This window comes from Photobacterium andalusiense (assembly GCF_900185625.1).
Classification (GTDB): Bacteria; Pseudomonadota; Gammaproteobacteria; order Enterobacterales; family Vibrionaceae; genus Photobacterium; species Photobacterium aquimaris.
On sequence record NZ_FYAJ01000014.1, the window covers coordinates 1 to 24,708 of the forward strand.

At 43.3% G+C, this 24,708-nt stretch carries 25 protein-coding genes, 1 rRNA gene and 1 pseudogene; 15 read left to right on the forward strand and 12 right to left on the reverse strand.

Going from position 1 to position 24,708, the window contains the following annotated elements; translation table 11 throughout:
• Positions 1 to 602, reverse strand: a 16S ribosomal RNA gene (locus PAND9192_RS18485); the annotation flags it as partial.
• Positions 603 to 1,031: 429 nt separating this feature from the next.
• Here PAND9192_RS18485 and PAND9192_RS18490 point away from each other — a divergent pair.
• The gene (locus tag PAND9192_RS18490; protein ID WP_087854930.1) at positions 1,032 to 1,589 is read left to right on the forward strand and encodes a gamma carbonic anhydrase family protein; all 558 of its coding nucleotides are present in this window, start codon (positions 1,032 to 1,034) and stop codon (positions 1,587 to 1,589) included.
• A 32-nt stretch (positions 1,590 to 1,621) separates the two neighbouring features.
• On the opposite strand, the gene PAND9192_RS18495 is transcribed toward PAND9192_RS18490, so the two are convergent.
• The 4 genes from PAND9192_RS18495 to tsaC all read right to left on the reverse strand — a co-directional run bounded on the left by PAND9192_RS18495 (position 1,622) and on the right by tsaC (position 4,257).
• Positions 1,622 to 1,885: a DUF1488 family protein gene (locus tag PAND9192_RS18495; RefSeq protein ID WP_087854931.1), complete on the reverse strand. Its 264-nt coding sequence runs from the start codon at positions 1,883 to 1,885 to the stop codon at positions 1,622 to 1,624.
• A 5-nt stretch (positions 1,886 to 1,890) separates the two neighbouring features.
• Entirely contained in the window at positions 1,891 to 2,712 is an 822-nt protein-coding gene (gene aroE / locus PAND9192_RS18500) for a shikimate dehydrogenase (RefSeq protein ID WP_087854932.1), read from the reverse strand.
• A gap of 63 nt (positions 2,713 to 2,775) precedes the next feature.
• Positions 2,776 to 3,696 carry an oxygen-dependent coproporphyrinogen oxidase gene (gene hemF / locus PAND9192_RS18505; protein ID WP_087854933.1) on the reverse strand — a complete coding sequence of 307 codons (921 nt, stop codon included), beginning with the start codon at positions 3,694 to 3,696 and terminating at the stop codon, positions 2,776 to 2,778.
• Between the two features lie 3 nt (positions 3,697 to 3,699).
• Positions 3,700 to 4,257 (reverse strand): L-threonylcarbamoyladenylate synthase type 1 TsaC, encoded by a 558-nt coding sequence (gene tsaC / locus PAND9192_RS18510; RefSeq protein ID WP_065167698.1) that lies wholly within the window; start codon positions 4,255 to 4,257, stop codon positions 3,700 to 3,702.
• A 194-nt stretch (positions 4,258 to 4,451) separates the two neighbouring features.
• Here tsaC and purE point away from each other — a divergent pair, with 194 nt between their 5' ends.
• Together purE and PAND9192_RS18520 are read left to right on the forward strand one after the other, a co-directional pair.
• Positions 4,452 to 4,940 carry a 5-(carboxyamino)imidazole ribonucleotide mutase gene (gene purE / locus PAND9192_RS18515; RefSeq protein WP_060999335.1) on the forward strand — a complete coding sequence of 163 codons (489 nt, stop codon included), beginning with the start codon at positions 4,452 to 4,454 and terminating at the stop codon, positions 4,938 to 4,940.
• Positions 4,940 to 6,058 (forward strand): 5-(carboxyamino)imidazole ribonucleotide synthase, encoded by a 1,119-nt coding sequence (locus PAND9192_RS18520; protein ID WP_087854934.1) that lies wholly within the window; start codon positions 4,940 to 4,942, stop codon positions 6,056 to 6,058. Before purE ends, PAND9192_RS18520 begins: the two co-directional genes overlap by 1 nt.
• A gap of 60 nt (positions 6,059 to 6,118) precedes the next feature.
• Here PAND9192_RS18520 and PAND9192_RS18525 read toward each other — a convergent pair whose 3' ends face one another.
• From PAND9192_RS18525 to PAND9192_RS18540, 4 genes are read right to left on the reverse strand one after another with little or no spacing between them, the layout of a single operon-like run.
• Positions 6,119 to 6,679, reverse strand: a complete 561-nt coding sequence (locus PAND9192_RS18525; RefSeq protein WP_087854935.1) for a DNA topoisomerase family protein — start codon at positions 6,677 to 6,679, stop codon at positions 6,119 to 6,121.
• Positions 6,680 to 6,681: 2 nt separating this feature from the next.
• Positions 6,682 to 7,155: a DUF494 family protein gene (locus PAND9192_RS18530; RefSeq protein WP_065167701.1), complete on the reverse strand. Its 474-nt coding sequence runs from the start codon at positions 7,153 to 7,155 to the stop codon at positions 6,682 to 6,684.
• A gap of 2 nt (positions 7,156 to 7,157) precedes the next feature.
• Positions 7,158 to 8,258, reverse strand: a complete 1,101-nt coding sequence (gene dprA, locus PAND9192_RS18535; protein WP_087854971.1) for a DNA-processing protein DprA — start codon at positions 8,256 to 8,258, stop codon at positions 7,158 to 7,160.
• Between the two features lie 5 nt (positions 8,259 to 8,263).
• A complete protein-coding gene (locus tag PAND9192_RS18540; RefSeq protein ID WP_087854936.1) occupies positions 8,264 to 9,334 on the reverse strand; it encodes a LysM peptidoglycan-binding domain-containing protein in 1,071 nt (356 codons plus the stop codon).
• A 349-nt stretch (positions 9,335 to 9,683) separates the two neighbouring features.
• On the opposite strand from PAND9192_RS18540, the gene def reads away from it, so the two are divergent.
• From def to PAND9192_RS18565, 5 genes and pseudogenes are all read left to right on the forward strand, one after another.
• Entirely contained in the window at positions 9,684 to 10,184 is a 501-nt protein-coding gene (gene def / locus PAND9192_RS18545) for a peptide deformylase (RefSeq protein WP_060999327.1), read from the forward strand.
• A 24-nt stretch (positions 10,185 to 10,208) separates the two neighbouring features.
• Positions 10,209 to 11,153: a methionyl-tRNA formyltransferase gene (fmt, locus tag PAND9192_RS18550; RefSeq protein ID WP_087821903.1), complete on the forward strand. Its 945-nt coding sequence runs from the start codon at positions 10,209 to 10,211 to the stop codon at positions 11,151 to 11,153.
• Between the two features lie 82 nt (positions 11,154 to 11,235).
• Positions 11,236 to 12,519 (forward strand): annotated as a pseudogene (rsmB, locus tag PAND9192_RS18555) (16S rRNA (cytosine(967)-C(5))-methyltransferase RsmB); the annotation flags it as partial.
• A 126-nt stretch (positions 12,520 to 12,645) separates the two neighbouring features.
• The gene (gene trkA, locus PAND9192_RS18560) at positions 12,646 to 14,022 is read left to right on the forward strand and encodes a Trk system potassium transporter TrkA (protein WP_060999322.1); all 1,377 of its coding nucleotides are present in this window, start codon (positions 12,646 to 12,648) and stop codon (positions 14,020 to 14,022) included.
• A gap of 6 nt (positions 14,023 to 14,028) precedes the next feature.
• Positions 14,029 to 15,474 carry a TrkH family potassium uptake protein gene (locus PAND9192_RS18565; protein ID WP_060999321.1) on the forward strand — a complete coding sequence of 482 codons (1,446 nt, stop codon included), beginning with the start codon at positions 14,029 to 14,031 and terminating at the stop codon, positions 15,472 to 15,474.
• Positions 15,475 to 15,545: 71 nt separating this feature from the next.
• Here PAND9192_RS18565 and trhA read toward each other — a convergent pair whose 3' ends face one another.
• Together trhA and PAND9192_RS18575 are read right to left on the reverse strand one after the other, a co-directional pair.
• A complete protein-coding gene (gene trhA, locus PAND9192_RS18570; protein WP_087854938.1) occupies positions 15,546 to 16,205 on the reverse strand; it encodes a PAQR family membrane homeostasis protein TrhA in 660 nt (219 codons plus the stop codon).
• A 150-nt stretch (positions 16,206 to 16,355) separates the two neighbouring features.
• Entirely contained in the window at positions 16,356 to 17,033 is a 678-nt protein-coding gene (locus PAND9192_RS18575; protein WP_087854939.1) for a FadR/GntR family transcriptional regulator, read from the reverse strand.
• Between the two features lie 318 nt (positions 17,034 to 17,351).
• Between PAND9192_RS18575 and PAND9192_RS18580 the strand changes: the two genes are divergently transcribed.
• The 4 genes from PAND9192_RS18580 to PAND9192_RS18595 all read left to right on the forward strand — a co-directional run bounded on the left by PAND9192_RS18580 (position 17,352) and on the right by PAND9192_RS18595 (position 19,812).
• Entirely contained in the window at positions 17,352 to 17,555 is a 204-nt protein-coding gene (locus PAND9192_RS18580) for a hypothetical protein (protein ID WP_087854940.1), read from the forward strand.
• A 156-nt stretch (positions 17,556 to 17,711) separates the two neighbouring features.
• Positions 17,712 to 17,978, forward strand: coding sequence for a YihD family protein (locus PAND9192_RS18585; protein ID WP_060999313.1), 267 nt, complete (start codon positions 17,712 to 17,714; stop codon positions 17,976 to 17,978).
• 166 nt (positions 17,979 to 18,144) lie between these two features.
• Complete coding sequence (locus PAND9192_RS18590; RefSeq protein ID WP_087821906.1) at positions 18,145 to 19,131, forward strand: serine/threonine protein kinase; 987 nt, start codon at positions 18,145 to 18,147, stop codon at positions 19,129 to 19,131.
• A gap of 78 nt (positions 19,132 to 19,209) precedes the next feature.
• Entirely contained in the window at positions 19,210 to 19,812 is a 603-nt protein-coding gene (locus tag PAND9192_RS18595; RefSeq protein ID WP_087854941.1) for a thiol:disulfide interchange protein DsbA/DsbL, read from the forward strand.
• Positions 19,813 to 19,874: 62 nt separating this feature from the next.
• Here the strand turns inward: PAND9192_RS18595 and PAND9192_RS18600 are convergent, their stop codons facing one another.
• Positions 19,875 to 21,407 (reverse strand): YifB family Mg chelatase-like AAA ATPase, encoded by a 1,533-nt coding sequence (locus PAND9192_RS18600; RefSeq protein WP_087854942.1) that lies wholly within the window; start codon positions 21,405 to 21,407, stop codon positions 19,875 to 19,877.
• A 405-nt stretch (positions 21,408 to 21,812) separates the two neighbouring features.
• Here PAND9192_RS18600 and ilvG point away from each other — a divergent pair, with 405 nt between their 5' ends.
• Genes ilvG through PAND9192_RS18615 form a run of 3 tightly spaced genes read left to right on the forward strand, consistent with a single transcriptional unit; the run spans position 21,813 to position 24,663 of the window.
• A complete protein-coding gene (gene ilvG, locus PAND9192_RS18605) occupies positions 21,813 to 23,459 on the forward strand; it encodes an acetolactate synthase 2 catalytic subunit (RefSeq protein WP_065167712.1) in 1,647 nt (548 codons plus the stop codon).
• Between the two features lie 2 nt (positions 23,460 to 23,461).
• On the forward strand, positions 23,462 to 23,716 hold the full coding sequence (ilvM, locus tag PAND9192_RS18610) for an acetolactate synthase 2 small subunit (protein ID WP_045029730.1): 255 nt from the start codon (positions 23,462 to 23,464) through the stop codon (positions 23,714 to 23,716).
• Between the two features lie 11 nt (positions 23,717 to 23,727).
• A complete protein-coding gene (locus PAND9192_RS18615; RefSeq protein WP_200817847.1) occupies positions 23,728 to 24,663 on the forward strand; it encodes a branched-chain amino acid transaminase in 936 nt (311 codons plus the stop codon).
• Positions 24,664 to 24,708 lie beyond the last annotated feature (45 nt).

The window sequence follows — 24,708 nt, forward strand, 5'->3', positions numbered from 1 at the left end:
TTGCTTAACAGACCGCCTGCATGCGCTTTACGCCCAGTAATTCCGATTAACGCTCGCACCCTCCGTATTACCGCGGCTGCTGGCACGGAGTTAGCCGGTGCTTCTTCTGTTGCTAACGTCAAACGCTGAAGCTATTAACTTCAACGCCTTCCTCACAACTGAAAGTACTTTACAACCCGAAGGCCTTCTTCATACACGCGGCATGGCTGCATCAGGGTTTCCCCCATTGTGCAATATTCCCCACTGCTGCCTCCCGTAGGAGTCTGGACCGTGTCTCAGTTCCAGTGTGGCTGATCATCCTCTCAGACCAGCTAGGGATCGTTGCCTTGGTGAGCCATTACCCCACCAACTAGCTAATCCCACCTGGGCTAATCCTGACGCGAGAGGCCCGAAGGTCCCCCTCTTTGCTCCGAAGAGATTATGCGGTATTAGCTATCGTTTCCAATAGTTATCCCCCACATCAGGGTATATTCCCAGGCATTACTCACCCGTCCGCCGCTCGTCAGCATTGATAGCAAGCTATCAATCTGTTACCGCTCGACTTGCATGTGTTAGGCCTGCCGCCAGCGTTCAATCTGAGCCATGATCAAACTCTTCAATTAAAGTTTTGTTGTTTCTTTCGAAACGGCTCAATGAATACTGACTTCAAAACTACTAATGTAATTTTAAAGCTATTACCATTCCAACAGAATGGTAATGAATTGACTGTGCCAAATAACCGTAGTTATTTGTATTGGTCACTCAGTTCATTGATAAATCTTTCGACTTAACTATTCAACGAGTGCCCACACAGATTGCATGGTCAAATTGTTAAAGAACAATACTGATTTTCGTTGCTAGCCAATGGCTTGCTCCGTGTCAGTGAGGTCGTATTATAGAGACTTCGATCACGTTGGCAAGGCCTAAACTGCAATAAATTCGTCATATTTGCCCGAACGTCCAAATAACGATCAACCCGTTATGTTTTGGTTGTTAATCATACGAGTTTTTCGCTATGGTGAAAGTATAACTTCGATTAAATAAGCATTTTTATGACATTTTCTCTTCGCCAGTACCAGAATCATCAACCACAAATTGCCAATACTACTTATATAGATGCCACTGCGGTCGTTATCGGTCAGGTTACTATTGGTGAAAACAGTAGTTTGTGGCCATTAGTGGTTGCTCGTGGGGATGTTAATCACATTAAGATTGGTCAACGCAGTAATATCCAAGACGGTTCAATACTTCACGTTAGTCGCATCAGCGCTACCAACCCCAAAGGTTATCCGCTTATTATAGGTAATGACGTAACGGTTGGGCATAAAGCCATGTTGCATGGCTGCCAAATTGAAGATCGGGTATTAGTCGGCATGGGAAGCATTATTTTAGACGGTGCAATTATTGAGCGTGACGTCATTATTGGTGCTGGAAGTTTAGTGCCTCCAAATAAACGTTTAGTGTCGGGATTTTTATATGTTGGTAGTCCTGTCAAACAAACACGTCCATTAACAGAAAAAGAAAAAGCATTCTTACCTCACTCAGCCAATAACTATGTCGTTTTAAAAAATGAATACCTCAGCGAAAACTATGATAGTAAAAAAAAGTAAGCCCCATCTTAGGACTTACTTTTGATATCCAATCATTCAATAACGATATCACCGTTATCATCAAAAGATTCATCTTCAATCATCACTTCAGCTAACTCTTCTAGATCAAACCGCAATGAAGAAAACTCAGCCAAGATATCAGCTTGGTTATTTAAAGCTTTACCACTATGCTGTTGTAACCAATCTAAGGTAACCCAACAGATAATCAATGCCCCTCCCTGTTGGGCTGGGAAGTTAACAGCTTGTCGAACGGCATCCCATGATTGGATATCTGAAAATAAAATATCTTGGTTCATTACTTTTACTCTTGTAAAGTTCGGCGCAACTCGCGTTGTACTTGTTTAGCTCCTGGACGAAGGCCGCGCCATAGCACAAAGCTTTCCGCTGCTTGTCCAACGAGCATCCCTAATCCATCTAACGTTTTAATTGCGCCATGCTCTTTTGCCCAACGATTAAAAGAGGTGATCGTTGAACCATAAACCATGTCATAGCATGTAGTATTCGTACCAACCACCGCAGGTGATATCGCTGGCACATCCCCCGATAAACTGGCGGAAGTTGAATTGATGATCACATCAAAAGTTTGGCTCTCAAGTTGAGCTTGCTCTAGTGCAACAACATTACCGAAAGCAGCAAACAACTCTGCCAATTGTTGTGCTTTGCTTACAGTACGATTTGCAATAACCAATTGTTGAGGTTGTTGTGCTAATAATGGCAAGATCACACCACGAGCAGCACCACCTGCGCCTAATAATAAGATGCGTTGATCTTTTAGCTCAACATGCTGAGTGATGAAATCTTGTACCAGCCCTTCACCATCGGTGTTATCACCTAACACGCCACCACCATCCAATTTTTTAAGTGTATTTACCGCACCAGCCAAACGAGCACGCTCAGTCAGCATGGTCGCATATTGATAAGCTTGCTCTTTAAATGGTACCGTGATGTTGCAACCTTTACCGCCACCCTGAAAAAATGCATCTGCCGCTTGTACAAAACCATCAAGCGCTACTAGTTGACTAGTGTATGTCATCTGCTGGTTCGTTTGACGGGCAAACAAGGTATGAATGAACGGAGATTTACTTTGCCCGATCGGGTTACCAAATACGACATACTTATCCATATACGAATTCTCCCTTTATATATAAGAGGCTCTATCACTTCGAGATCTGAGCTCAATAATTAATTACCACTCGCGCGGATGCAGATAATCACGACTCAAGCGTGCTTCAGCAGAATCAGGTTGAGGCTGATAACAATATTCCCAACGTGCTAATGGTGGCATCGACATTAAAATAGATTCCGTTCTTCCGCCACTTTGTAGACCAAATAAGGTGCCACGATCATAAACCAAATTAAATTCCACATAACGTCCACGACGATAAAGCTGAAATTCACGTTCCCGTTCACCATAAGGTAATTGATGTCGTTGAGCCACTATCGGTATATAAGCATCAACAAAACCATTACCGACCGCTTGAGTATAAGCAAAGCTCTTATCAAATCCCCATTGATTGAGATCATCAAAGAATAAACCACCCACACCGCGGGTTTCATTACGATGCGGTAAAAAGAAATATTTATCACACCATGCTTTGTGTTGTTGATAAACATCATCACCAAACGGAGCACAAATCGCTTTGGCTGTATCATGCCAGTGCTGGCAATCTTCATCAAAAGGGTAAAATGGGGTAAGATCAAAACCACCACCAAACCACCACACTGGCGCTTCACCGTCTTTTTCAGCAATAAAAAAGCGAACATTGGCATGAGAAGTTGGCACGTAAGGATTATTGGGATGGATCACTAATGACACTCCCATCGCCTCAAAACGTCGACCTGCTAGTTCTGGCCGATGTGCTGTCGCGGATGATGGCATCTCATCGCCATAAACATGGGAGAAATTTACCCCTGCTTGCTCAAACACAGTGCCATTACGCAATACTCGACTACGACCACCGCCACCTTGCTCACGCTGCCATTGATCTTGTTCAAATACCGCACTGCCATCTTGTTGTGCCAATGCGTGGCAGATGATGTCTTGAAGTTGGAGTAAAAACGTTTTTACTGCGTGCTTATTAAGCTCTATTTGCTCACAATCTGTCATTAACTACCCCTGACGGAAAATATTACCCGTTTGGGCATCTCGAATTTCAGAAGGATTAGTACGACCTCCGGTTTCACCATCAAGTATCGCTGCCAGTTTATCTCCAAGTTGCTGTTCAACATCAGCTACCGTTCGTCCTGGCTCAAGTCCGGTTAAATTGGCACTGGTTGATGTTAAAGGCTTGCCAAACTGACGACATAATTGCTGAACCAATGGATGATCCGTAACCCGCACTGCAATGGTGGTAAATTGACCGGTTAAAAAAGCTGGTACATTAGATTTGGTTGGCATTACCCAAGTTACAGGCCCCGGCCATGATGCCAATACCGTTTGTTTTTGCTGCGGTGTTAATTGACTATCATCGATATAAGGCAATAACTGCTCATAGTCAGCTGCAATTAAGATTAAGCCTTTTTCTATTGGGCGCTGTTTTAAGGCTAATAATTTATTCACAGCCTGTTGATTATCAGGATCACAACCAACACCAAATACCGCCTCGGTTGGATATCCAATCACTTGACCTTGCTTTAATGCTGTCACTACTTGGGTAATATTTGCCACAAATTCCTCTGCTCTTTATTCAGCTGATAGTTTATTTTTTAGTTAGATAATCATCATACCGACACATGCTTAACAACACCATTTAAGGTTAATCATAGCGTAACTTTACCTACGCAAACGTTTTCCTTTGGAGTAAATCACCGTATAATGGCGTAAATAACACTTTAGTCGTTCATTACCTATAGGAGATCGGAATGAAAGTTGGAATTATCATGGGATCAAAATCTGATTGGCCAACCATGCAACATGCCGCAGAAATGCTCGAGCGCTTTAACGTTGCTTACGAAACTAAAGTGGTTTCAGCTCACCGTACTCCTCATCTATTAGCAGAGTATGCTGAAACAGCCCGCAATCGCGGGATTAGCGTTATTATTGCTGGTGCTGGCGGCGCTGCACATTTACCAGGCATGACCGCTGCGTTTACCAGTTTGCCCGTGCTAGGTGTACCGGTGCAATCTCGCGCTTTAAAAGGCATGGACTCACTATTATCAATAGTGCAAATGCCAAAAGGAATTGCCGTTGGTACCCTCGCCATTGGGGAAGCAGGTGCTGCCAATGCCGGTTTATTAGCCGCTCAAATCATTGCAACTCACAACCCAGAGGTTTTAGCGGCTGTTGAAGCTTTCCGTCAGCAACAAACTGATACTGTTCTCGATAACCCTAATCCGGCTGAGGATGCATAATGAATCAGGTACTGGTACTTGGTGCAGGCCAACTTGCACGAATGATGGCACTCGCCGGCGCACCACTGAATATTAATGTTATCGCCTACGATGTAACGACCACCAATGTTGTACACCCTCTAACTCAACAGTGCCAATCATTATCATTGATTGAAGCCATTGCCGCTGCCGATGTTATCACCGCTGAATTTGAACATATTCCTGATGCTATTTTAAACCTCTGCGCAGCCAGTGGTAAATTTAAGCCTCACCCTGATGCCATCAAAGCCGGTGGCGATCGCCGCATTGAAAAAAACTTATTAAATAACGCTCAAGTTGCTAATGCGCCATACCATATTATTAATAGTCGTGCAGATTTAGACGCTGCGATTACTGCAATTGGATTACCGCTAGTATTAAAAAGTGCTTTAGGCGGTTATGACGGTAAAGGTCAATGGCGCTTAAAAACTCGTGACCAAATTGAATCTGTATGGAACGAAATGGCACAATGTATCGCGGCAAGTGATAACCAAGCGATTGTGGCAGAAAAATTTATTGGTTTTGATCGTGAAGTATCTTTAATTGGTGCGCGAAATGCTAAAGGGGAGATTAAAACCTATACCCTCAGTGAAAATGTTCACACTGATGGCGTACTTAGCTTATCAACTGCCATTGTCGGTGACAGTGCCCTACAACAACAAGCACAACAAATGTTCACCGCGGTGGCGAAACAATTAAATTATATTGGCGTGCTGGCGTTGGAATTTTTTGAGGTTAATGGCCAATTACTGGTTAATGAAATCGCCCCTCGCGTCCATAATTCAGGCCATTGGACTCAACAAGGCGCAGAGACATGCCAATTTGAGAACCATCTTCGAGCAGTGTGCGATTTACCATTAGGCGGCACCGATCTTATTCGTCCAAGTGCTATGATCAATATTCTCGGCCAAGATAGCGTTCCCGAAGCGGTATTAGCTTTAGAAAATTGTCATGTACATTGGTATGGCAAAGAAAAACGTGACGGTCGTAAAATGGGCCATATTAATGTCTGTGCGGCAACCCCAGAGCTATTGCAATATCAGTTAATGTTATTAGGGCAAATATTACCGCCACAGTATTTTCCTGCACTACCACACTAAATAGCCTATAAAAAAAGCCTGCACTATTATGCAGGCTTTTAGTTTTCATCGTTAATTAACTTATTTTTCAACATCTTGATAAGCATTGCATTTTCGATCAGCGCACTGCAATTTGATACCACTGACTAATTTCTTTTCTAGCAACAAGCCAAATCCACACTGCTGGCATGTACCAATCACGGGTTTATTATTAACGGCAAAACGGCATTGCGGGTATTTATCACACGCATAAAACAGTTTGCCATAGCGTGATTTGCGCTCAACTAAATGCCCCTGATGACATTCAGGACAATTAATATCAGTTTGCTGAGGTTTTTTTTCTGGCGATGCAAGGTAATGACATTCAGGGTATGCTGAACAACCAATAAACATTCCATAGCGACCTTGGCGTAAAACCAATGGCTGAGCACATTCAGGACATGGCATATCGAGCTGTTTAACTATATGGCCATCATTTTGTTTAAGGGGCTGAATATAATCACACTTAGGATAATGTTCACACCCCAAAAAAGGGCCATGCTTGCCAAAACGCATCACTAAATCAGCGTTGCACTGTGGACATGATTGATGTTGTAATGCGTGTTCATGGGCTGCAAATAAGGGTTCACTGTCGGTGGTCATTATTAATGTAGACCTCCATCTTCTGCGCCATATAATAATTCTTCTACCTGATCATAAGCCGCTTCATTTCCAGGAGCGTTAAACAGCACCATCAGAATAATCCACTTTAGATCATCAAGTATAAATTCTTGAGTATCGAGCTCCATTACGCGATCAATCACCATTTCTCGCGTATCAGCATTAAGAACATCAATTTGCTCAAGGTAAAGCAAAAAACCTCGACACGCTGTATCCATACGTAACATTTCTTTGTCGGTATAGATGCGCATTGACGTTATCGCGCTATGGTTAACATACGGTGTGTTTTCTGTTTCTTGTAAAGCAGCCAGTTTTTCAAGCCACTCTAAGGACTTGTAAATATCATCCTGATGAAAACCTGCACGCAGAAGTTCCTCTGAGAGTTCGTCTTGATCGACTAATAACTCAGCTTCGCTTTGAATATAGGTTTCAAATAGATACATAAGAATATCCATCATAACTAGCCCCTCCTCGTTCTGATATAACCACCGGGCACTGCAGTCACCCAACCGGACAGTTCTAATTCTAATAATTGCGGTAAAATTTGGTGGATGGGTTGTTTACAGCGTTCAGCAACGACATCTACGGGTGTCGCTTCGGTGCCTACGTTAGCCAACAGTGCAGGAAATGGCAATTCTTCATTTTGCTTCGTTGCTAAAGGCACGCCTATTTGATTGTTTATTGCACATTCTGTCAGGCTTCCTACCTCTTCATAAATATCAGCCGGACTTTCTACCAGTTTAGCACCTGATTTAATCAGCGCATTACAGCCACGACTGGCAGGATTATGAATCGAACCTGGCAGTGCAAAAACCTCTCGTCCTTGCTCCAACGCATAACGAGCGGTAATTAATGAGCCACTTTTTTGCGCCGCTTCAATCACTAATACTCCAGTTGATAAACCACTAATAATACGATTTCGACGCGGAAAGTTTTGCGAACACGGCTGTTGTTGTGGCCAAAACTCTGACACTAATGCACCTTGTTCAACAATACTGGCTGCCAATGTACGATGTCGAGCCGGGTAAATCTGATCAAGCCCTGAGCCTAATACCGCAATAGTTAATCCACCGGCTTGCAATGCCCCTTGATGTGCCTGACCATCAATCCCCAATGCTAGCCCACTAGTGACCACATAATTATTAGCGGCTAACGCTTTTGCAAAATGGAACGCCGATTCGCGACCATCAATGGATGCCGAACGACTACCAATAACCGCTATTTGGGGGGCGGCTAACGCGGTCACATCTCCACGAATAAACAATATCGGTGGCGGTGATGAAATCTGCTTTAATAGATGAGGATAATGCGCTGAAGCGAGGGTTAATATATGCTGTTGCGGTGCTTGCTGCCATTGCAATGCGTAGTCTAAGCACTGCTGATTAGGATGCAGCAAAGCCTGTATTTGTTTGGCTGTTAACCCATATTGCTGCAATTGTTCTGCTGTCATTGCCACTAATTGCGATGGGCTCGCATGGGCCAACAAGCGCTGAATACGGCTGCCCCCTAATGAAGGAACAGCCGCCAGTTGTAACCATGCAATAAGCTCTGTATCGGTCATCACGATTATGAACGTGGCGCCTGAGCAACCACACCAGGTTTAAACGGTTGCTGATTATTTAGTACCACCGCTAGACTAAAATATTCATAAGGACGTAATACCATCGCTTGTGCCACGGCGACAGTGCCAAGTTGAGTACTATCGGTTAATAAAGTGCTGGTTTGATAATGATATTGACCTTTTTTACCTTGCACCTCCGCGCCGGGTTTAAACAACTCAAATACCTGTCCAGCAACCATACCATCGAGATGACCACGATCAAGCACAATCACATCGTAATTAGAAATATAACTATAACCACTGATTTGACCCAACACTGTCGCAGATAATGATGCTGGCGGTGTCATTGGTGAAAACGATAAGTCATGCTGAATATCAGCGCCTAATAATGGCAATAAAATATCATTGGGAATAATTTCTTGCTGAAAACGATCAACCTGTAATTGACTGGTAACGCCATCACTGGTTATCACCGTTACATCAGCAATTTCTTTAAGGGTTGAGATCTTTGCCGTAATCGCCGTTTTCTCCGTCTGCTGTTGCTCATCAGTTCGAACAAAGTCTTGCTCTAAACGGTACACTCGCCATTGGCTAGTCGGCACTAATGACTGATCAGCCCACAACACATCACCAATAGAAAGATAACCACGCTCTTCACTGGTGCCAAGGATCTGTGGTTGAGTCATTAACGCCTCAGCACTGATCAACTTATCTTGTGCCACATATGCCACCATTAAATATCCTGGTAACGAAGTGATCGGCTGGCGCACAACTCGCACTTGAGGGGATAATTTAAGGTGTTTTTTCAGGCTTAATTGCGGTTTACCATTAACCCAAATAAGGTGTAAGCGATCACCTGGATAAATTAAATGGGGATTTTTAATATAACTGTTTTTTTGCCATAACTGAGGCCACGACCACGGGTTATTCAAAAATACCGCTGAGATATCCCATAAGGTATCGCCTTTCTTAACCACATAAATTTCCGGGTGAGTATTTTTTAGCTGTGGTTGAGGGGCGGCAACCAACGACGGCATAAAAAGAATAAAAATAACGATAATAACCCATTGCCTCATGTGATCCGTTCCTTCGATTGCACAAGTTGCGACCTAGCGATATTTAAATAATCACTCATATTGGCAAAGGTTGGCATTAGCTCTTTGATATGTCGACCGTTTAACAACCACTGCCCAAGGCTTTTCGGCTTATATCACGGTTTAATAATCACTGTTACATCGAGAATGCTTTAACTTTGCTAAGAGCTAACATAAATTATTTCAACTTAAGTGGTATCTATATTGACGCTATCAACAACGGTTAACGACGACTGCACGTATTAGGTACTGTTATTTGGGTGCTAAAATGACTAGAATTAGACCAACAACGCTATATCTTTCTAGTAACCGTTAACGAATTCGAGCCCTTATGTCGCTATTGTCAGTTTTAATCTTTCCAGATGACCGCCTACGTACTGTTGCCAAACCCGTAGAGGCGATTACGCCACAAACTCAACAGATCATCGATGACATGCTTGAAACCATGTATGACGAAGAAGGTATTGGTCTTGCTGCAACCCAAGTCGATATTCATCAACAAATTGTCGTTATTGATGTTTCTGAACAACGTGATCAACCAATGGTATTGATTAACCCTCAAATTACTGCCGCCCATGGTGATGATGGTATTGAAGAAGGTTGTCTTTCAGTGCCAACAGCGCGCGGTTTTGTACCACGTGCAGCAACGATCACTGTTTCAGCATTAGATCGTGACGGCAATAACATTACTTTTGAGGCCAATGACCTTCTGGCAATTTGTATTCAACATGAATTGGATCACCTTGCTGGCAAACTGTTTGTTGATTACTTGTCGCCACTTAAGCGCCAACGTATTAAAAGCAAATTAGAAAAATTAAAACGTTCTCACTAACAACACCCACCATTCGAGGTTATCTTGAGCAAACCATTACGCATTATTTTTGCAGGTACGCCTGACTTCGCCGCCCGTCATTTGGCGGCGTTATTGTCTTCACAGCACCAGGTTGTGGCGGTTTATACTCAACCAGACCGTCCTGCCGGTCGTGGTAAAAAACTCACAGCGAGCCCAGTTAAAAATATCGCCGTAGAACACGATATTCCGGTGTTCCAACCAGCCTCACTGCGTAATCTTGAAGCTCAACAACAACTCGCTGCGATTGAAGCCGATATTATGGTTGTTGTGGCTTACGGTTTATTATTACCCCAAGAAGTACTTGATACACCACCACTTGGTTGTATTAATGTTCATGGTTCAATTTTGCCACGCTGGCGCGGTGCGGCACCGATTCAACGTTCAATTTGGGCGGGTGATAAAGAAACTGGCGTTACCATCATGCAAATGGATATTGGTCTTGATACTGGCGACATGCTGCAAGTGGCAACGTTACCGATCACGGCGACCGATACCAGCGCTACTATGTATGAAAAATTAGCGGATCTTGGCCCAAGTGCATTAATTGAGTGTTTAACAACAATTGCAAATGGCACAGCTGTTGCGACCAAGCAAGATGATACTCAAGCAAACTACGCTAAGAAATTAAGCAAAGAAGAAGCTCAGATTGATTGGAGCATGGATGCCGCAGCCATTGAACGTTGCGTACGTGCGTTTAATCCATGGCCAATGAGCCACTTCACTGTCGCAGAGCAAACGATCAAAGTATGGCAAGCCAGTGTTGAGAGTGATAACCAAGGCCAATTACCGGGTACGATTTTAGCTGCAGATAAACACGGTATTGTGGTCGCTACAGCTAATGGCGCTTTGCGTCTGTTATCTCTACAACCACCAGGAAAAAAAGCCATGTCAGCGGCAGATTTATTAAACTCGCGTCGAGAATGGTTCCAAGTCGGTAACCAACTTTAAATACCAAGGCCAGGGTTAAGTCACTGGCTTTTCTTTTTCAGATTAACCACGTAGCGCCAGCACCAACAGCGCTCAGGAAACAGCTATGAATGTAAGAGCCGCAGCGGCCAAAGTAATTTATCAGGTCGTCGATCAAGGGCAGTCATTGTCTGCCGCGCTACCGCTAGCGCAGCAGGATATCAGAGAACGTGATCACGCTTTATTGCAGGAAATCTGCTACGGCGTATTACGCTGGCTACCTCGATTAGAGTCAATCACTCAGGCATTAATGGAAAAACCATTAACCGGTAAACAACGGGTTTTTCATCACCTGATTTTAGTTGGCTTATATCAACTTGGTTATATGCGCATTCCTGCTCACGCTGCGGTTGCTGAAACAGTTGATGCCACCAAGACTCTTAAAAAACCCCAATTACGCGGCTTAATTAATGCCATTTTGCGTAGTTACCAGCGTCAAAAAGAGGCCCTTGATGAGCAAGCTATCAGTCACGATGCGGGTAAATATGGCCATCCAAGTTGGTTATTAAAATTACTTAAAGCCAGTTACCCAGATCAATATGCGGCCATTTGTGAAGCTAATAACACTAAAGCGCCAATGTGGTTACGCGTAAACAGTCACCATCATGATCGTGATACCTACCGTGCTTTATTAGACGCTGAAGGTATTGCAACCGAATTACACCCGCAAGCGGCGGACGCACTACGCTTAATTTCACCGTGTGATGTAACCAAGTTGCCAGGCTTTAGTGATGGTTGGGTATCGGTTCAAGATGCAGCAGCACAACTAGCGGTGGATTACCTAACACCACAACCGGGTGAGTTAATTCTCGATTGTTGTGCAGCCCCTGGTGGTAAAACGGTTCATATCATGGAGCGAGTACCTTCAGCACAAGTAGTAGCGATTGATTGTGATGAAAACCGCCTTAAACGCGTTTATGAAAACCTCACCCGTTTAAACCTCACCGCACAAGTCTTATGTGCTGATGCGCGTTACCCTGAGCAATGGTGGCATGGCGAAAAGTTTGATCGTATCTTACTTGATGCACCCTGTTCAGCAACGGGTGTTATTCGTCGTCACCCAGATATTAAGTGGCTCCGTCGTGGCGAAGATATCGCAGCATTAGCATTACTACAGGCTGAGATTTTTGATGCGATGTGGCTGCAATTAAAACCGGGGGGTACCTTGGTTTATGCGACATGCTCTATCACACCACAAGAAAACTGTGATCAAGTAAAAGCATTCTTAGCCCGTACTGCTGACGCAACCTTAGTCGATAGCGATCCCGCTTCTCCTGGGCGTCAGATCCTGCCTGGTGAAGAAGCGATGGATGGTTTTTACTACGCAGTATTAACTAAAGCAAACTAAGATAAATCACTAACAATAGCGGAACTTAGTTTTAATGTTCCGCTTTTTAGTCTCTTTTATACGCCATCCACTGTCGATTTTAGTCAACAGTGACTGTTGGTTGGCATTACTCATCAGGCATAGACTATGAAAATTATCATTCTCGGCGCTGGACAAGTTGGCGGCACGCTTGCTGAAAACCTTGTTGGCGAGAATAACGATATAACCATCGTTGATAAGAACCCAGATCGTCTTCGTGAACTACAAGATAAATATGACCTTCGAGTTGTACAGGGTTTTGCAAGCCACCCACAAACATTACGTGATGCTGGGGCTCAAGATGCAGATATGTTGGTTGCCGTCACTAACTCTGATGAAACTAACATGATTGCCTGCCAAATAGCGTTCTCGTTATTTAACACTCCTAACCGCGTGGCTCGCATTCGTTCTCCTGAATATTTACGAGAAAAAGAACAATTATTCCAATCCGATGCAGTGCCTGTCGATCACCTTATTGCACCAGAAGAATTGGTTACCGATTACATTGAACGTTTAATCGAATACCCTGGCGCATTACAAGTAGTGAGCTTTGCTGAAGAAAAAGTCGGTTTAGTGGCGGTAAAAGCCTACTACGGCGGCCCATTGGTAGGTAATGCCTTATCAGCCCTGCGCGAACACATGCCACATATTGATACTCGTGTTGCGGCAATCTTCCGCCAAGGCCAACCAATTCGTCCTCAAGGCACGACGATTATTGAAGCGGATGATGAAGTGTTTTTTGTCGCTGCTAGTAATCATATCCGTTCAGTAATGAGCGAATTACAACGCTTAGAGAAACCCTACAAACGCTTAATGATTGTCGGTGGTGGTAATGTCGGTGCTGGTTTGGCCCGCCGTCTAGAGCAGAACTATAGTGTCAAACTGATCGAACACAATCAGCAGCGAGCTGAAAACTTATCCGAAATGCTGCAAGACACGATCGTCTTTTGTGGCGATGCTTCGGATCAAGAATTACTCAGCGAAGAGCACATCGAACAAATTGATGTCTTTATTGCTGTTACTAATGACGATGAAGCCAATATCATGTCGGCAATGCTGGCTAAGCGCCTAGGTGCCAAAAAAGTCATGGTCCTGATTCAGCGTGGCGCTTATGTTGATTTAGTCCAAGGTGGCACCATCGATATTGCGATTTCACCTCAACAAGCAACCATTTCAGCGCTACTTACCCATGTGCGTAAAGCTGATATTGTGAACGTATCATCATTACGTCGTGGTGCTGCCGAGGCGATTGAGGCCATTGCCCATGGTGATGCCAGTACCTCAAAAGTGGTTGGTCGTGCCATCAGTGAAATTAAACTACCACCAGGTACCACTATTGGTGCAGTAGTGCGTGGCGAAGAAGTGCTAATCGCCCATGATCGCACCATGATTGAGCAAAATGACCACGTAGTTATGTTCTTAGTTGATAAGAAATATATCCCTGACGTTGAACGTCTTTTCCAACCGAGCCCCTTCTTTTTGTAACTGCTTATGGTTAATTTACGTCCAATATTATTTGTACTCGGACTGGTGCTATCTAAAATAGCCCTGTTTATGTATGTACCTACCTTAGTGGCCTTTTTTACCGGCACTGAAGGTTTTATGGATTTTGCTGCAGCAGTGGTTATTACCCACTCTGTGGCTTTCTTATTACTTTCTTACGGTAAAACTGACGAGTTTAAGCTCAGCGTACGGGATATGTTCCTGATCACCACGCTGGTATGGACCGTTGCCAGTGCCTTTGCTGCGCTGCCATTTGTATTTATTAATCACATCAGCTTTACTGATGCGTATTTTGAAACCATGTCGGGCATCACTACTACTGGCTCAACAGTATTAAGTGGCCTCGATCAAATGGCACCAAGTATTTTACTGTGGCGCTCAACCTTACAATGGTTGGGTGGGGTCGGCTTTATTGTTATGGGGGTAGCTATTTTGCCGATGCTCAATGTCGGCGGCATGCGGTTATTCCAAACAGAATCGTCTGATTGGTCAGATAAAAGCTCGCCTCGTACCAAAAGTGTCGCCAAAAATATCATTAACGTATATTTGATTCTCACCGTGCTGTGTATCATTGCGTTTATGTGTGCTGGCATGAATACTTTTGATGCGATCAACCATGCTTTTACTACCCTTTCAACCGGCGGGTATTCTACCTCTGACGGCTCAATGAATCACTTTTCACACAGTGCACAATGGGTTGCAACCTTCTTTATGTTTGCTGGTGGATTACCATTCCTATTGTTTGTGCAAGCACTAAAAAAACGTCATCCTCGGACGTTATTTGGTGATGCGCAAGTGAAGGGTTACACCTTATTTGTAGTGGTAGCGAGTTTAATTGTTGCAGCCTGTCTGATCTTTAATAAAGGTTATTCAGTCGTTGATGCAATGCGATTGTCGTTTTTTAATATCATCTCAGTGGTAACTACAACCGGCTTTGGCCTTGGTGATTTTACCGCTTGGGGTCCTTTACCAACGATTATTTTTGCATTCACATTACTGGTTGGTGCTTGTTCTGGATCAACCAGTGGCGGGATTAAAATCTTCCGTTTCCAAATCGCTTTTGCGCTATTACGCAAACATATTATGCAATCTATTCACCCATCAGCATTGTTCATTCAGCGCTATAACGGCCGGCCGGTAACTGATGATATCGTACGTTCAGTAGTGGCTCTGGTGTTTACTTTTATCATGACCATTATCGTGATTGCTTCAGTGTTAGCATTGCAAGGTTTAGATCCAATCACTAGTATTACTGGTGCGGTTACTGCGGTAGCTAACGTCGGTCCAGGTATGGGAACCATCATTGGCCCAACAGGTAACTTTGCTAGTTTGCCTGATTTATCGAAATGGACGTTAAGCTTAGGCATGCTAATGGGACGTTTAGAAATATTAACCGTGTTAGTGGTTTTTGCTCCCGCTTTTTGGCGAGATTAATAAATACCGCCTTCCAAAAAATAACAAGAGAGCGCATCGCGCTCTCTTTTTTTATTTGAATTTTTCGTGATTTATAGCGGTTTAATATAAAAATAAATCGCACAAAAATGACAAATAGAACCGCCTAAAACAAACAAATGCCAAATCGCATGGTTGTAAGGAATACGCTTATTGACATAAAACACCACCCCTAAAGAGTAGATCACACCACCAAGAGCTAATAATACTAATCCTCCGGGTGCTAAAGACATCGCTAATTGGTAGATCACAATCACTGATGACCAACCCATCGCAAGGTAGGTGAATAATGATAATTTTTTGAAACGATGAATAAAAACAATTTTAGCGACAATACCGATCAGGGCCAAACCCCACAGTACAGCCATTAATCCCCATGCTAAAGGAGTACGCAAAGCAATCAATAAAAACGGAGTATAGGTACCAGCAATCAATAAATAGATAGCGCAATGATCAAAAATCTTTAATGGCTTTTTCGCGTTTTTAATCGGGATCGCATGATATAACGTTGAGGCAAGGTACAATAAAATCATACTCATACCATAAACAATATAACTGACAATACTTAACGTATCTGCCTGTAAAGCAAAAGCTTTATCTAACAACAAATATAGTCCAAACACTGAAAACACCAACCCAAGGCCGTGGCTAACACTGTTGGCAACTTCTTCTGCCGTTGAATAACCTAACTCAGTTTTGATTACATTATTCATGATTTATATACCTCAAAGGACGTTTCATTCAATCACTATCATCATTTCAGCTTACACTTGTAAGCCTAAATTAAGCAACCTTTTGTTAATCACTTTAATGGCAGTATTTTTTTATAAAAAAAGGAGCCATTAGGCTCCATAATTAACGGACTATTGTAGCAACTCTAAGGTTGCTTGCCGTGCTGTATCTGGATCGTGGTTTAAAATACCGTCGACAATCCGCTGATGAACATCAAGCTGCATTACTTCTTCACGAGTGACAACACGAAAATAATTTTCAAATACCGCTTTGAATAAATTACCAAACGGACTAATAAAATGGTTACCAGAAGAAAAATACACTAACTGATGAAAGCGAGTATCAATTTCAATCCAACGTTCTTGATCAAAATTATCTTTCATCTGATGCATTTGCTGCATCAAATACTCAAATTCAAGTCGATCTTCAGCTGTCGCATGAACCGCTGCTAATGCTGCCGCTTCAGGCTCTAGGGTCAAGCGCACTTTTTGATACTCAACGATCAACTCTGAATCAGCATCAAAATCTAACCAAGCTAGCAAATCTTGATCAAGATAATTCCAGTTTTTCTTTGGCATTACACGAGTACCAATGCGTGGACGCGGTAATACCATGCCTTTTGCCGCGAGCATTTTTATTGCTTCACGGACAGCAGTACGACTAACGCCATACATTTCACCTAACTCAACTTCGCCTGGTAAAATTTCGCCAGGGGCAGGATCACCGATTAAAATACGGCGACCAATAGCCTCTGCTAATCGATAAGATAAATTACGATTAGCAACAATACGTTGCTGCTCCTGATCCATAGATCCTCTCCCAAGGCCTTTGTTGTACAACTAAACGAACGCTAATATCAATATACTGCCTTATATAAGGCTGAGCGACACGGTGCATCAAGGGGGTAATTATTGCAATAGTTAGTATCGAAACAATGTAATAATTAAATATTAGCATTTTCTTGCTTATTTTATGCTCGACTTTTAATTACCAGATTGTTATCCTGCGCCCGATTTGGTTAACAACCAACCAATGTTCTGATGGATGGGTTCTACCCAGTAGGGAATTTTCCCTTCAGAAAGATATTTGAATTTTTGGCCATGGATGAGCCTGACAATAGGTGAATTATGCGTCCAGCATCCACAGTCAGGTATGCAAGTACCCCCCGCAGTCCATCGCGTTTACGTGCCACTGCCCACGCACCACAGTATAAAGTTAATCCTAAAAAAGCAGCGACAACTGACGTTCACTTAACGACTGCTGATGCACAGTTAATAACGCCACAACAAATAGTGTCTGAGTTGAAGAGTAATCAACAGCAACAACGCTAATTGTTATATTAAGCAGCCTTGGCTGCTTTTTTATTAACCTAATTTTGGCATAGGCATTGATTGTATCCCAGCGGGCTTTGTTATAATTTACGGGTACTAAAATAATGATAATACAATCGTCTAACGATTGGCTCAGCCCAAGCTACGGAGTTAATAATGAAAACCCATCGCGTTAATGAACTGATTGAATTACTGCACCCTGAGTGGAAAAAAGATCCCGACCTTAATTTGGTTGAATTTCTACTTAAATTAGCAGCTGAAGCTAAATACCAAGGTCCACTAGAAGCATTAACTGATGATGTTCTTATTTACCATTTAAAAATGCGTAATAGCGACAAAGATGCCATGATTCCAGGCCTTGCAAAAGATTGTGAAAATGACTTTAAAACAGCTATCTTACGCGCTCGCGGTATCATCAAATAATCACTAACTAGTGGTTTTATTTTATTTCTTAAGCCAGTTATCACTAACTGGCTTTTTTTGTAAAAATAATCCCGCGCCATCATTGTCGCGACCAATGTTTAAGTTGTTTTAATCCCATTCACGGTTAAGCTAAACAACTATTCCAAGCCAGATTCAGGATTCCGTCATGGAAAAACAAAGTTTTAGTTTTGCAGATCTCAGCCCCGATGTACTGCTTGATGCGTTAGATAGTATTGAGGTTCATGCCGAGTCAGGTTTACTGGCACTCAATAGTTATGAGAACCGTGTTTATCAATTTAAAGCTGAAGATGGCCAACGATATGTGACCAAATTTTATCGTCCAGCACGTTGGAGTGATCAACAAATTGATGAAGAGCATCAATTTACCCTTGAGCTTGAACAACACGATATTCCTGTTGCTGCCCCCATCGCCATCAATGGCAGTACCTTACACCATTATAACGGTTATCGATTTGCACTATTTCCAAGTGTCGGTGGGCGTCAATTTGAAGTCGATAATTTTGACCAATTAGAGTGGGTCGGACGCTTTTTAGGCCGCATTCATCAAGTAGGTCAACGCCAACCCTTTATTCATCGTCCAACATTAGGATTAGAAGAATACGTTTATCAGCCTCGACAAATACTTGCCAATAGCGACTTTATTCCTGATTACCTAAAACACAGTTTTTTTGCTGATCTTGATCGCTTAATTGCAGAAATTGAAAGCCATTGGTCAACCGACTGGCCCGCTTTACGCCTCCATGGCGATTGTCACCCTGGTAATATTTTATGGCGTGATGGACCAATGTTTGTTGATTTAGATGACGCTCGCAATGGCCCAGCTGTACAAGATTTATGGATGATGCTTAATGGTGAGCGCCATGATCAACTGGCACAACTAGATACACTGCTTGAAGCTTATAATGAATTTGCTGACTTTGATCCGCGCCAACTTAAATTAATTGAACCGTTACGTGCACTTAGAATGGTCCACTATATGGCATGGCTGGCTAAGCGCTGGCAAGATCCAGCATTTCCACGCGCATTTCCATGGTTTGGCGATGCAAAATATTGGGAAGGCCAGGTTTTAGCATTTAAAGAACAAATTTTTAGCCTAAATGAACAACCATTGCAGCTAATGCCACAATGGTAAGGTAATATAAAATAACAACAATTAATGACTATACTCAGCTAATATCTAGCTACGACATGGATAATCAGGAACCTCAAAATGATGAAGAATTTACTTGCACTCGTCAGTGCTGCTTTATTGTCTTTTTCTGTTCACGCTGCCAAATTTACGGAAGGCGACTACTATAAGGTATTAGATCAGCCCCAATCAACTACACCGGTTGTGACTGAGTTCTTTTCACTTTATTGCCCGCACTGTTTTCAATTTGAACCGATGATTCGACAGTTGAAAACCAAACTACCTGACAATGTGAAATTTCAAAAAATGCACGTGTCATTTATGGGTGGTCCAATGGGGAAAGTAATGAGTAAAGCATTTGCTACTGCCGTTATTTTAAACGTCAATGACAAAATGTTACCGGTACTATTTAACCGTATTCAAACCCTCAATCAACCGCCTCGTAATGAAGCAGAAGTTCGCCAAATCTTCATTGATGAAGGCGTACCAGCAGCAGAGTTTGATGGTGCTTTCAATAGCTTCGCAGTTAACTCAATGGTCAGCCGTTATGATAAAGCCTTTGAAGATGCGGGCTTAACAGGTGTACCTGCTGTAGTGGTGAATAATAAATACCTCGTTAAAACAGGTAAAATTAAATCTACTGATGAATATTTTGAATTAGTTAACTTTTTACTTAAAAAATAACATCACAGATTAACAACCTATGACCATAAAAAAGAGGCTCTAATCAGCCTCTTTTTTTCGCTCTATACCACCTGACTACTCAATTGCTTTAACAGCCTATCCATGGCTCTATAGCCAAGTGCCTCGGCTAAATGAGATCGTTGAATATGTTCTTGCTCCGCTAAGTCTGCAATTGTCCGCGCCACTTTAATAATGCGATGATAAGCGCGAATAGACAGTCCCAATTGATGCAGGGCATTTTCTAAAAACTCAGCATCTTGCAATGATAAGCCACAATATTGATCTAGTTCGCGAGTAGAGAGTAAAGCGTTAACTTTACCGCAACGCGCCAGCATTCGTGCTCGTGCTTGATCAACCCGCGCTTTAATTACCGCACTCGGTTCACCACGATCACCGCCAGTAGTGAGTGTGCCGCGAGGTAATGCGGGAATTTCTAACGACATATCAAATCGATCTAATAGCGGCCCTGATAAACGGCTTAAATAGCGCAAAATAGCTTGCGGATTGGTTCGTGATTGATTGCCTTCATAATAACCCGTTGGACTTGGATTTAAGGCTCCAATTAATTGAAACCGAGCAGGAAAGGTGGTTTTAGCTGTTGCACGCGATATGACGATTTGCCCTGACTCTAGTGGCTCTCGCAATGAATCTAACACTTTGCGTTCAAATTCCGGCATTTCATCTAAAAATAATAACCCATTATGAGCCAATGAAATTTCTCCAGGTTTAGGCACCGATCCACCACCAACTAAGGCCGCCATTGAACTGGAATGATGGGGAGTACGAAAGGGACGATTAAGCCAGTTACCTTGATGTAAAGATTGTTGGGTTAATGACGCTACCGCGGCGGTCTCAATCGCTTCTTGGTGGGTCATTGGTGGCAATAGATCCCGTAATCGCGATGCCAACATAGTTTTACCTGTTCCCGGAGGCCCTAACAATAATAAATTATGACTTCCTGCAGCCGCAATTTCTAATGCTCGCTTACCTTGTTGCTGCCCAATAATATCTTGCATATCACGCTGTTCATTTACTGCCTCTGTCGTTACTGTTGAGCGTGGCTGCTGGTGTAATTGCAGCTGTTGTTGACCACATAAAAACCCGCAAACATCCAATAATGTTGGTGCTGATTTGTGTTTATTTTGCGCCACTAACGCCACTTGATCACCATTGTGATCGGGCACAATTAAACAGCGTTTAGCTTTCAAAGCTGCTAATGCTGCTGGTAATGCACCTTTTACTGGCCGTAAATCACCTGATAGCGCCAGTTCACCAATAAACTCATGTTGTGCTAACCGCTGCGACGAAATTTGCCCTGATGCCGCTAAAATTCCTAATGCAATCGGTAAATCAAACCGCCCACCTTCTTTGGGTAAATCGGCTGGGGCTAAATTAACTGTAATTCGGCGCGATGGAAATTCAAATTGAGCATTAATAATTGCACTCCGCACGCGATCTTTAGCCTCTTTGACGGTGGTCTCTGGTAAACCGACTAAGGTAAAACTTGGCATCCCATTACTTAAATGAACCTCAACGGTTACAGCTGGGGCTTCAACGCCCACACAGGCTCGACTATGAACAATCGCAAGTGTCATTGGTGACTCCCCATTGACTGGCAATATATACCAGCGGGTTAATGAAATTTATCTAAGGTGTTACATCAAAGCCCCATTAATGCAGCGAGTCTGTCTATAAAACCAAATTTTTTTCTTGTCATGTGACACAGATCTGTGTTACCACTTAGGTATAGCAACAACTAAACAATAAAAATCGGACAATTATGCGCATAACTGCAACATCCCTAATACTCATTATTAACGTCATCGTGGTGATTATCTCACCGCGCAGGGGATTTGCAGGCGAAAGTTAACGCTACCAAGACACAGCAAAGCCCCCGCACTGAGAAGTTCGGGGGCTTTTTTAAATCAACAAATTTAAGCACAAGATCAGGATTGGTTTTTATTTGAATTTTATGTCAACCACATACGCAAGGAGCAGCGATGACAGGGGCAGAGTTAGTCGTACAAGCGCTGCAACAGCAGGGTATTAAAACTATTTTTGGCTATCCAGGTGGCGCAATCATGCCCATCTACGATGCGCTTTATGATGGTAACGTTGAGCATATTTTATGTCGCCACGAGCAAGGGGCGGCAATGGCAGCCATTGGTATGGCTCGTGCCACTCAAAAGGTTGCTGTATGTATGGCAACATCAGGCCCAGGTGCTACCAACCTAGTCACAGGCTTGGCCGATGCATTTATGGATTCAGTACCATTAGTCGCGATTACAGGCCAAGTGGCTAGCTCACATATAGGTACCGACGCCTTTCAAGAAATGGATGTGATTGGAATGTCATTATCATGTACCAAACACAGTTATTTAGTCACTGATATTAATGAACTTGCACCGACATTAGCCGAAGCGTTTGTGGTTGCTCAGACAGGTCGTCCTGGGCCGGTCATCGTTGATATCGCCAAAGATGTTCAACTTGCAACAGCACCAACAGCCTTATTAGCACCAATTACACCACCCGCATTACCGATTGCTGACACTGCTGCGATAACAACTGCGCAACAACTATTGCGCCAATGTCAGCGACCAGTATTATACGTCGGTGGTGGCGTGCAAATTGCGCAGGCAACCGCAACATTGCGCCAATTTCTGCTCAATAACCCAATGCCATCAGTCAGTACCCTTAAAGGCTTAGGCTCTGTTGCTCGCCATGACCCACATTACCTTGGAATGTTGGGAATGCATGGCACCAAAGCGGCGAACCTTATTGTTCAAGAAGCCGATTTATTGATTGTGGTTGGGGCTCGTTTTGATGATCGTGTTACAGGCAAACTTGATACTTTTGCTCCCCATGCCAAAGTGATCCACATTGATATCGATGCCGCAGAATTTAATAAGCTCCGCCATGCAAACGCGCCTTTACGTGGTGACATTAATACCATTTTGCCCCAACTCGAATTAGGTCAAGATATTAGCCGCTGGTTAACCCACAGTGAGCATTTACGCAAAATTGGTAAATGGCGTTACGACCATCCTGGTGAGTTAATTTATGCACCATTACTGCTAAAACAGCTGTCAGACATGATGCCTGATAGCAGTATGGTATCAACTGATGTAGGCCAGCACCAAATGTGGGCTGCGCAGCATATTCAACCTCGCGAACCACAGAACTACATTACTTCTGCCGGACTTGGCACCATGGGCTTTGGTTTACCAGCCGCGATGGGAGCCAGTGTTGCGCGTCCAGATGATCAATCGATTCTGATCTCAGGCGACGGCTCATTTATGATGAATGTTCAAGAACTAGGCACCCTTAAACGCCGCCAAATTCCAGTCAAAATGGTCCTGATTAATAACCAACGCTTAGGCATGGTACGTCAATGGCAATCACTGTTTTTTGATGGCCGCCATAGCGAGACCATTTTGGATGATAATCCAGATTTTGTGATGCTGGCACGGGCGTTTGATATTCCAGGAAAAACCATCACTCGCAAAGAAGAAGTCGCACCAGCATTGGCTGAAATGCTTGCCAGTAAAAGTGCCTATTTATTACATGTAGTGATAGATGAAGAACAAAACGTATGGCCATTAGTGCCACCGGGCGCCGCTAATCAAGATATGTTGGAGAACACCTGATCATGGAAAGATATTTACTCGACATAAAAGCTAACGACAAACCGGTGTTACTTGAGCGTATTTTACGGGTTATTCGCCACCGTGGATTTGTGATCAAGAAAGTGGATGCAACTCAAAATCACCATAGCAATATCGCCACTATCGCTATCATTGTTGATAGTGATCGTCCGATTAGCATTCTAATCAATCAAATAGAAAAACTCTGGGATGTAACCACGGTTACCACCTCACAAATCGACAATTTGGATACAATTTAAGAAGGGAACTCATCATGGCAAACACAGCTGATTATATTTGGTTTAACGGTAGTATCGTACCTTGGGAACAAGCCAATGTTCACGTTCTTACCCATGCAATGCACTATGGCACTTCTGTTTTTGAAGGTATTCGTTGTTACAACACTCCTAAGGGACCGGCCGTTTTTCGCCACCCAGAACACATGCAACGATTACTTAATTCGGCCAAAATTTATCGTTTTCCCATTCCTTATAGCTGCGATGAGCTAATGGAAATATGCCGTGAAACCATTCGCGTCAACAAACTTGATTCAGCCTATATTCGACCATTAGGTTATGTGGGTAACGTTGGTTTAGGTGTTTGTCCTCCGGTTGATACCATCATGGATCTGATTGTTGCTGCATTCCCATGGGGCTCATACCTTGGTGAAGAAGCGTTAGAGAATGGGGTCGATGCGATGATTTCAAGCTGGAACCGTGCTGCACCCAACACCATTCCAACCGCAGCTAAAGCGGGAGGTAACTACTTATCATCACTACTGGTTGGTAGCGAAGCTCGTCGCCATGGTTACGCTGAAGGGATTGCGTTAAGTGTTGATGGTTACCTTTCAGAAGGGGCTGGTGAAAATATTTTTATCGTTCGTAACGGTATCCTATCAACGCCACCAACAACCAGTGCTATTTTGCCAGGCATCACGCGTGACACCATTATGACTCTAGCCAAAGAGCGCGGCTATGAAGTTCGCGAAGAAAATATTGCCCGTGAAGCGCTATACCTTGCCGATGAAATCTTCATGACCGGCACTGCGGCTGAAATTGTTCCAGTACGTAGCGTGGATCAAATTACTGTAGGTTGCGGTAAACGCGGGCCGATTACTCAACAATTACAAAGTGATTACTTTGGGCTATTTAACGGCGAAACCGACGACAAATGGGGTTGGTTGGACTACGTATACCCAGCCAAATAAGCGGCTGTAAATCAACTTAATAAATAGCTTCAGCCATCACCATGA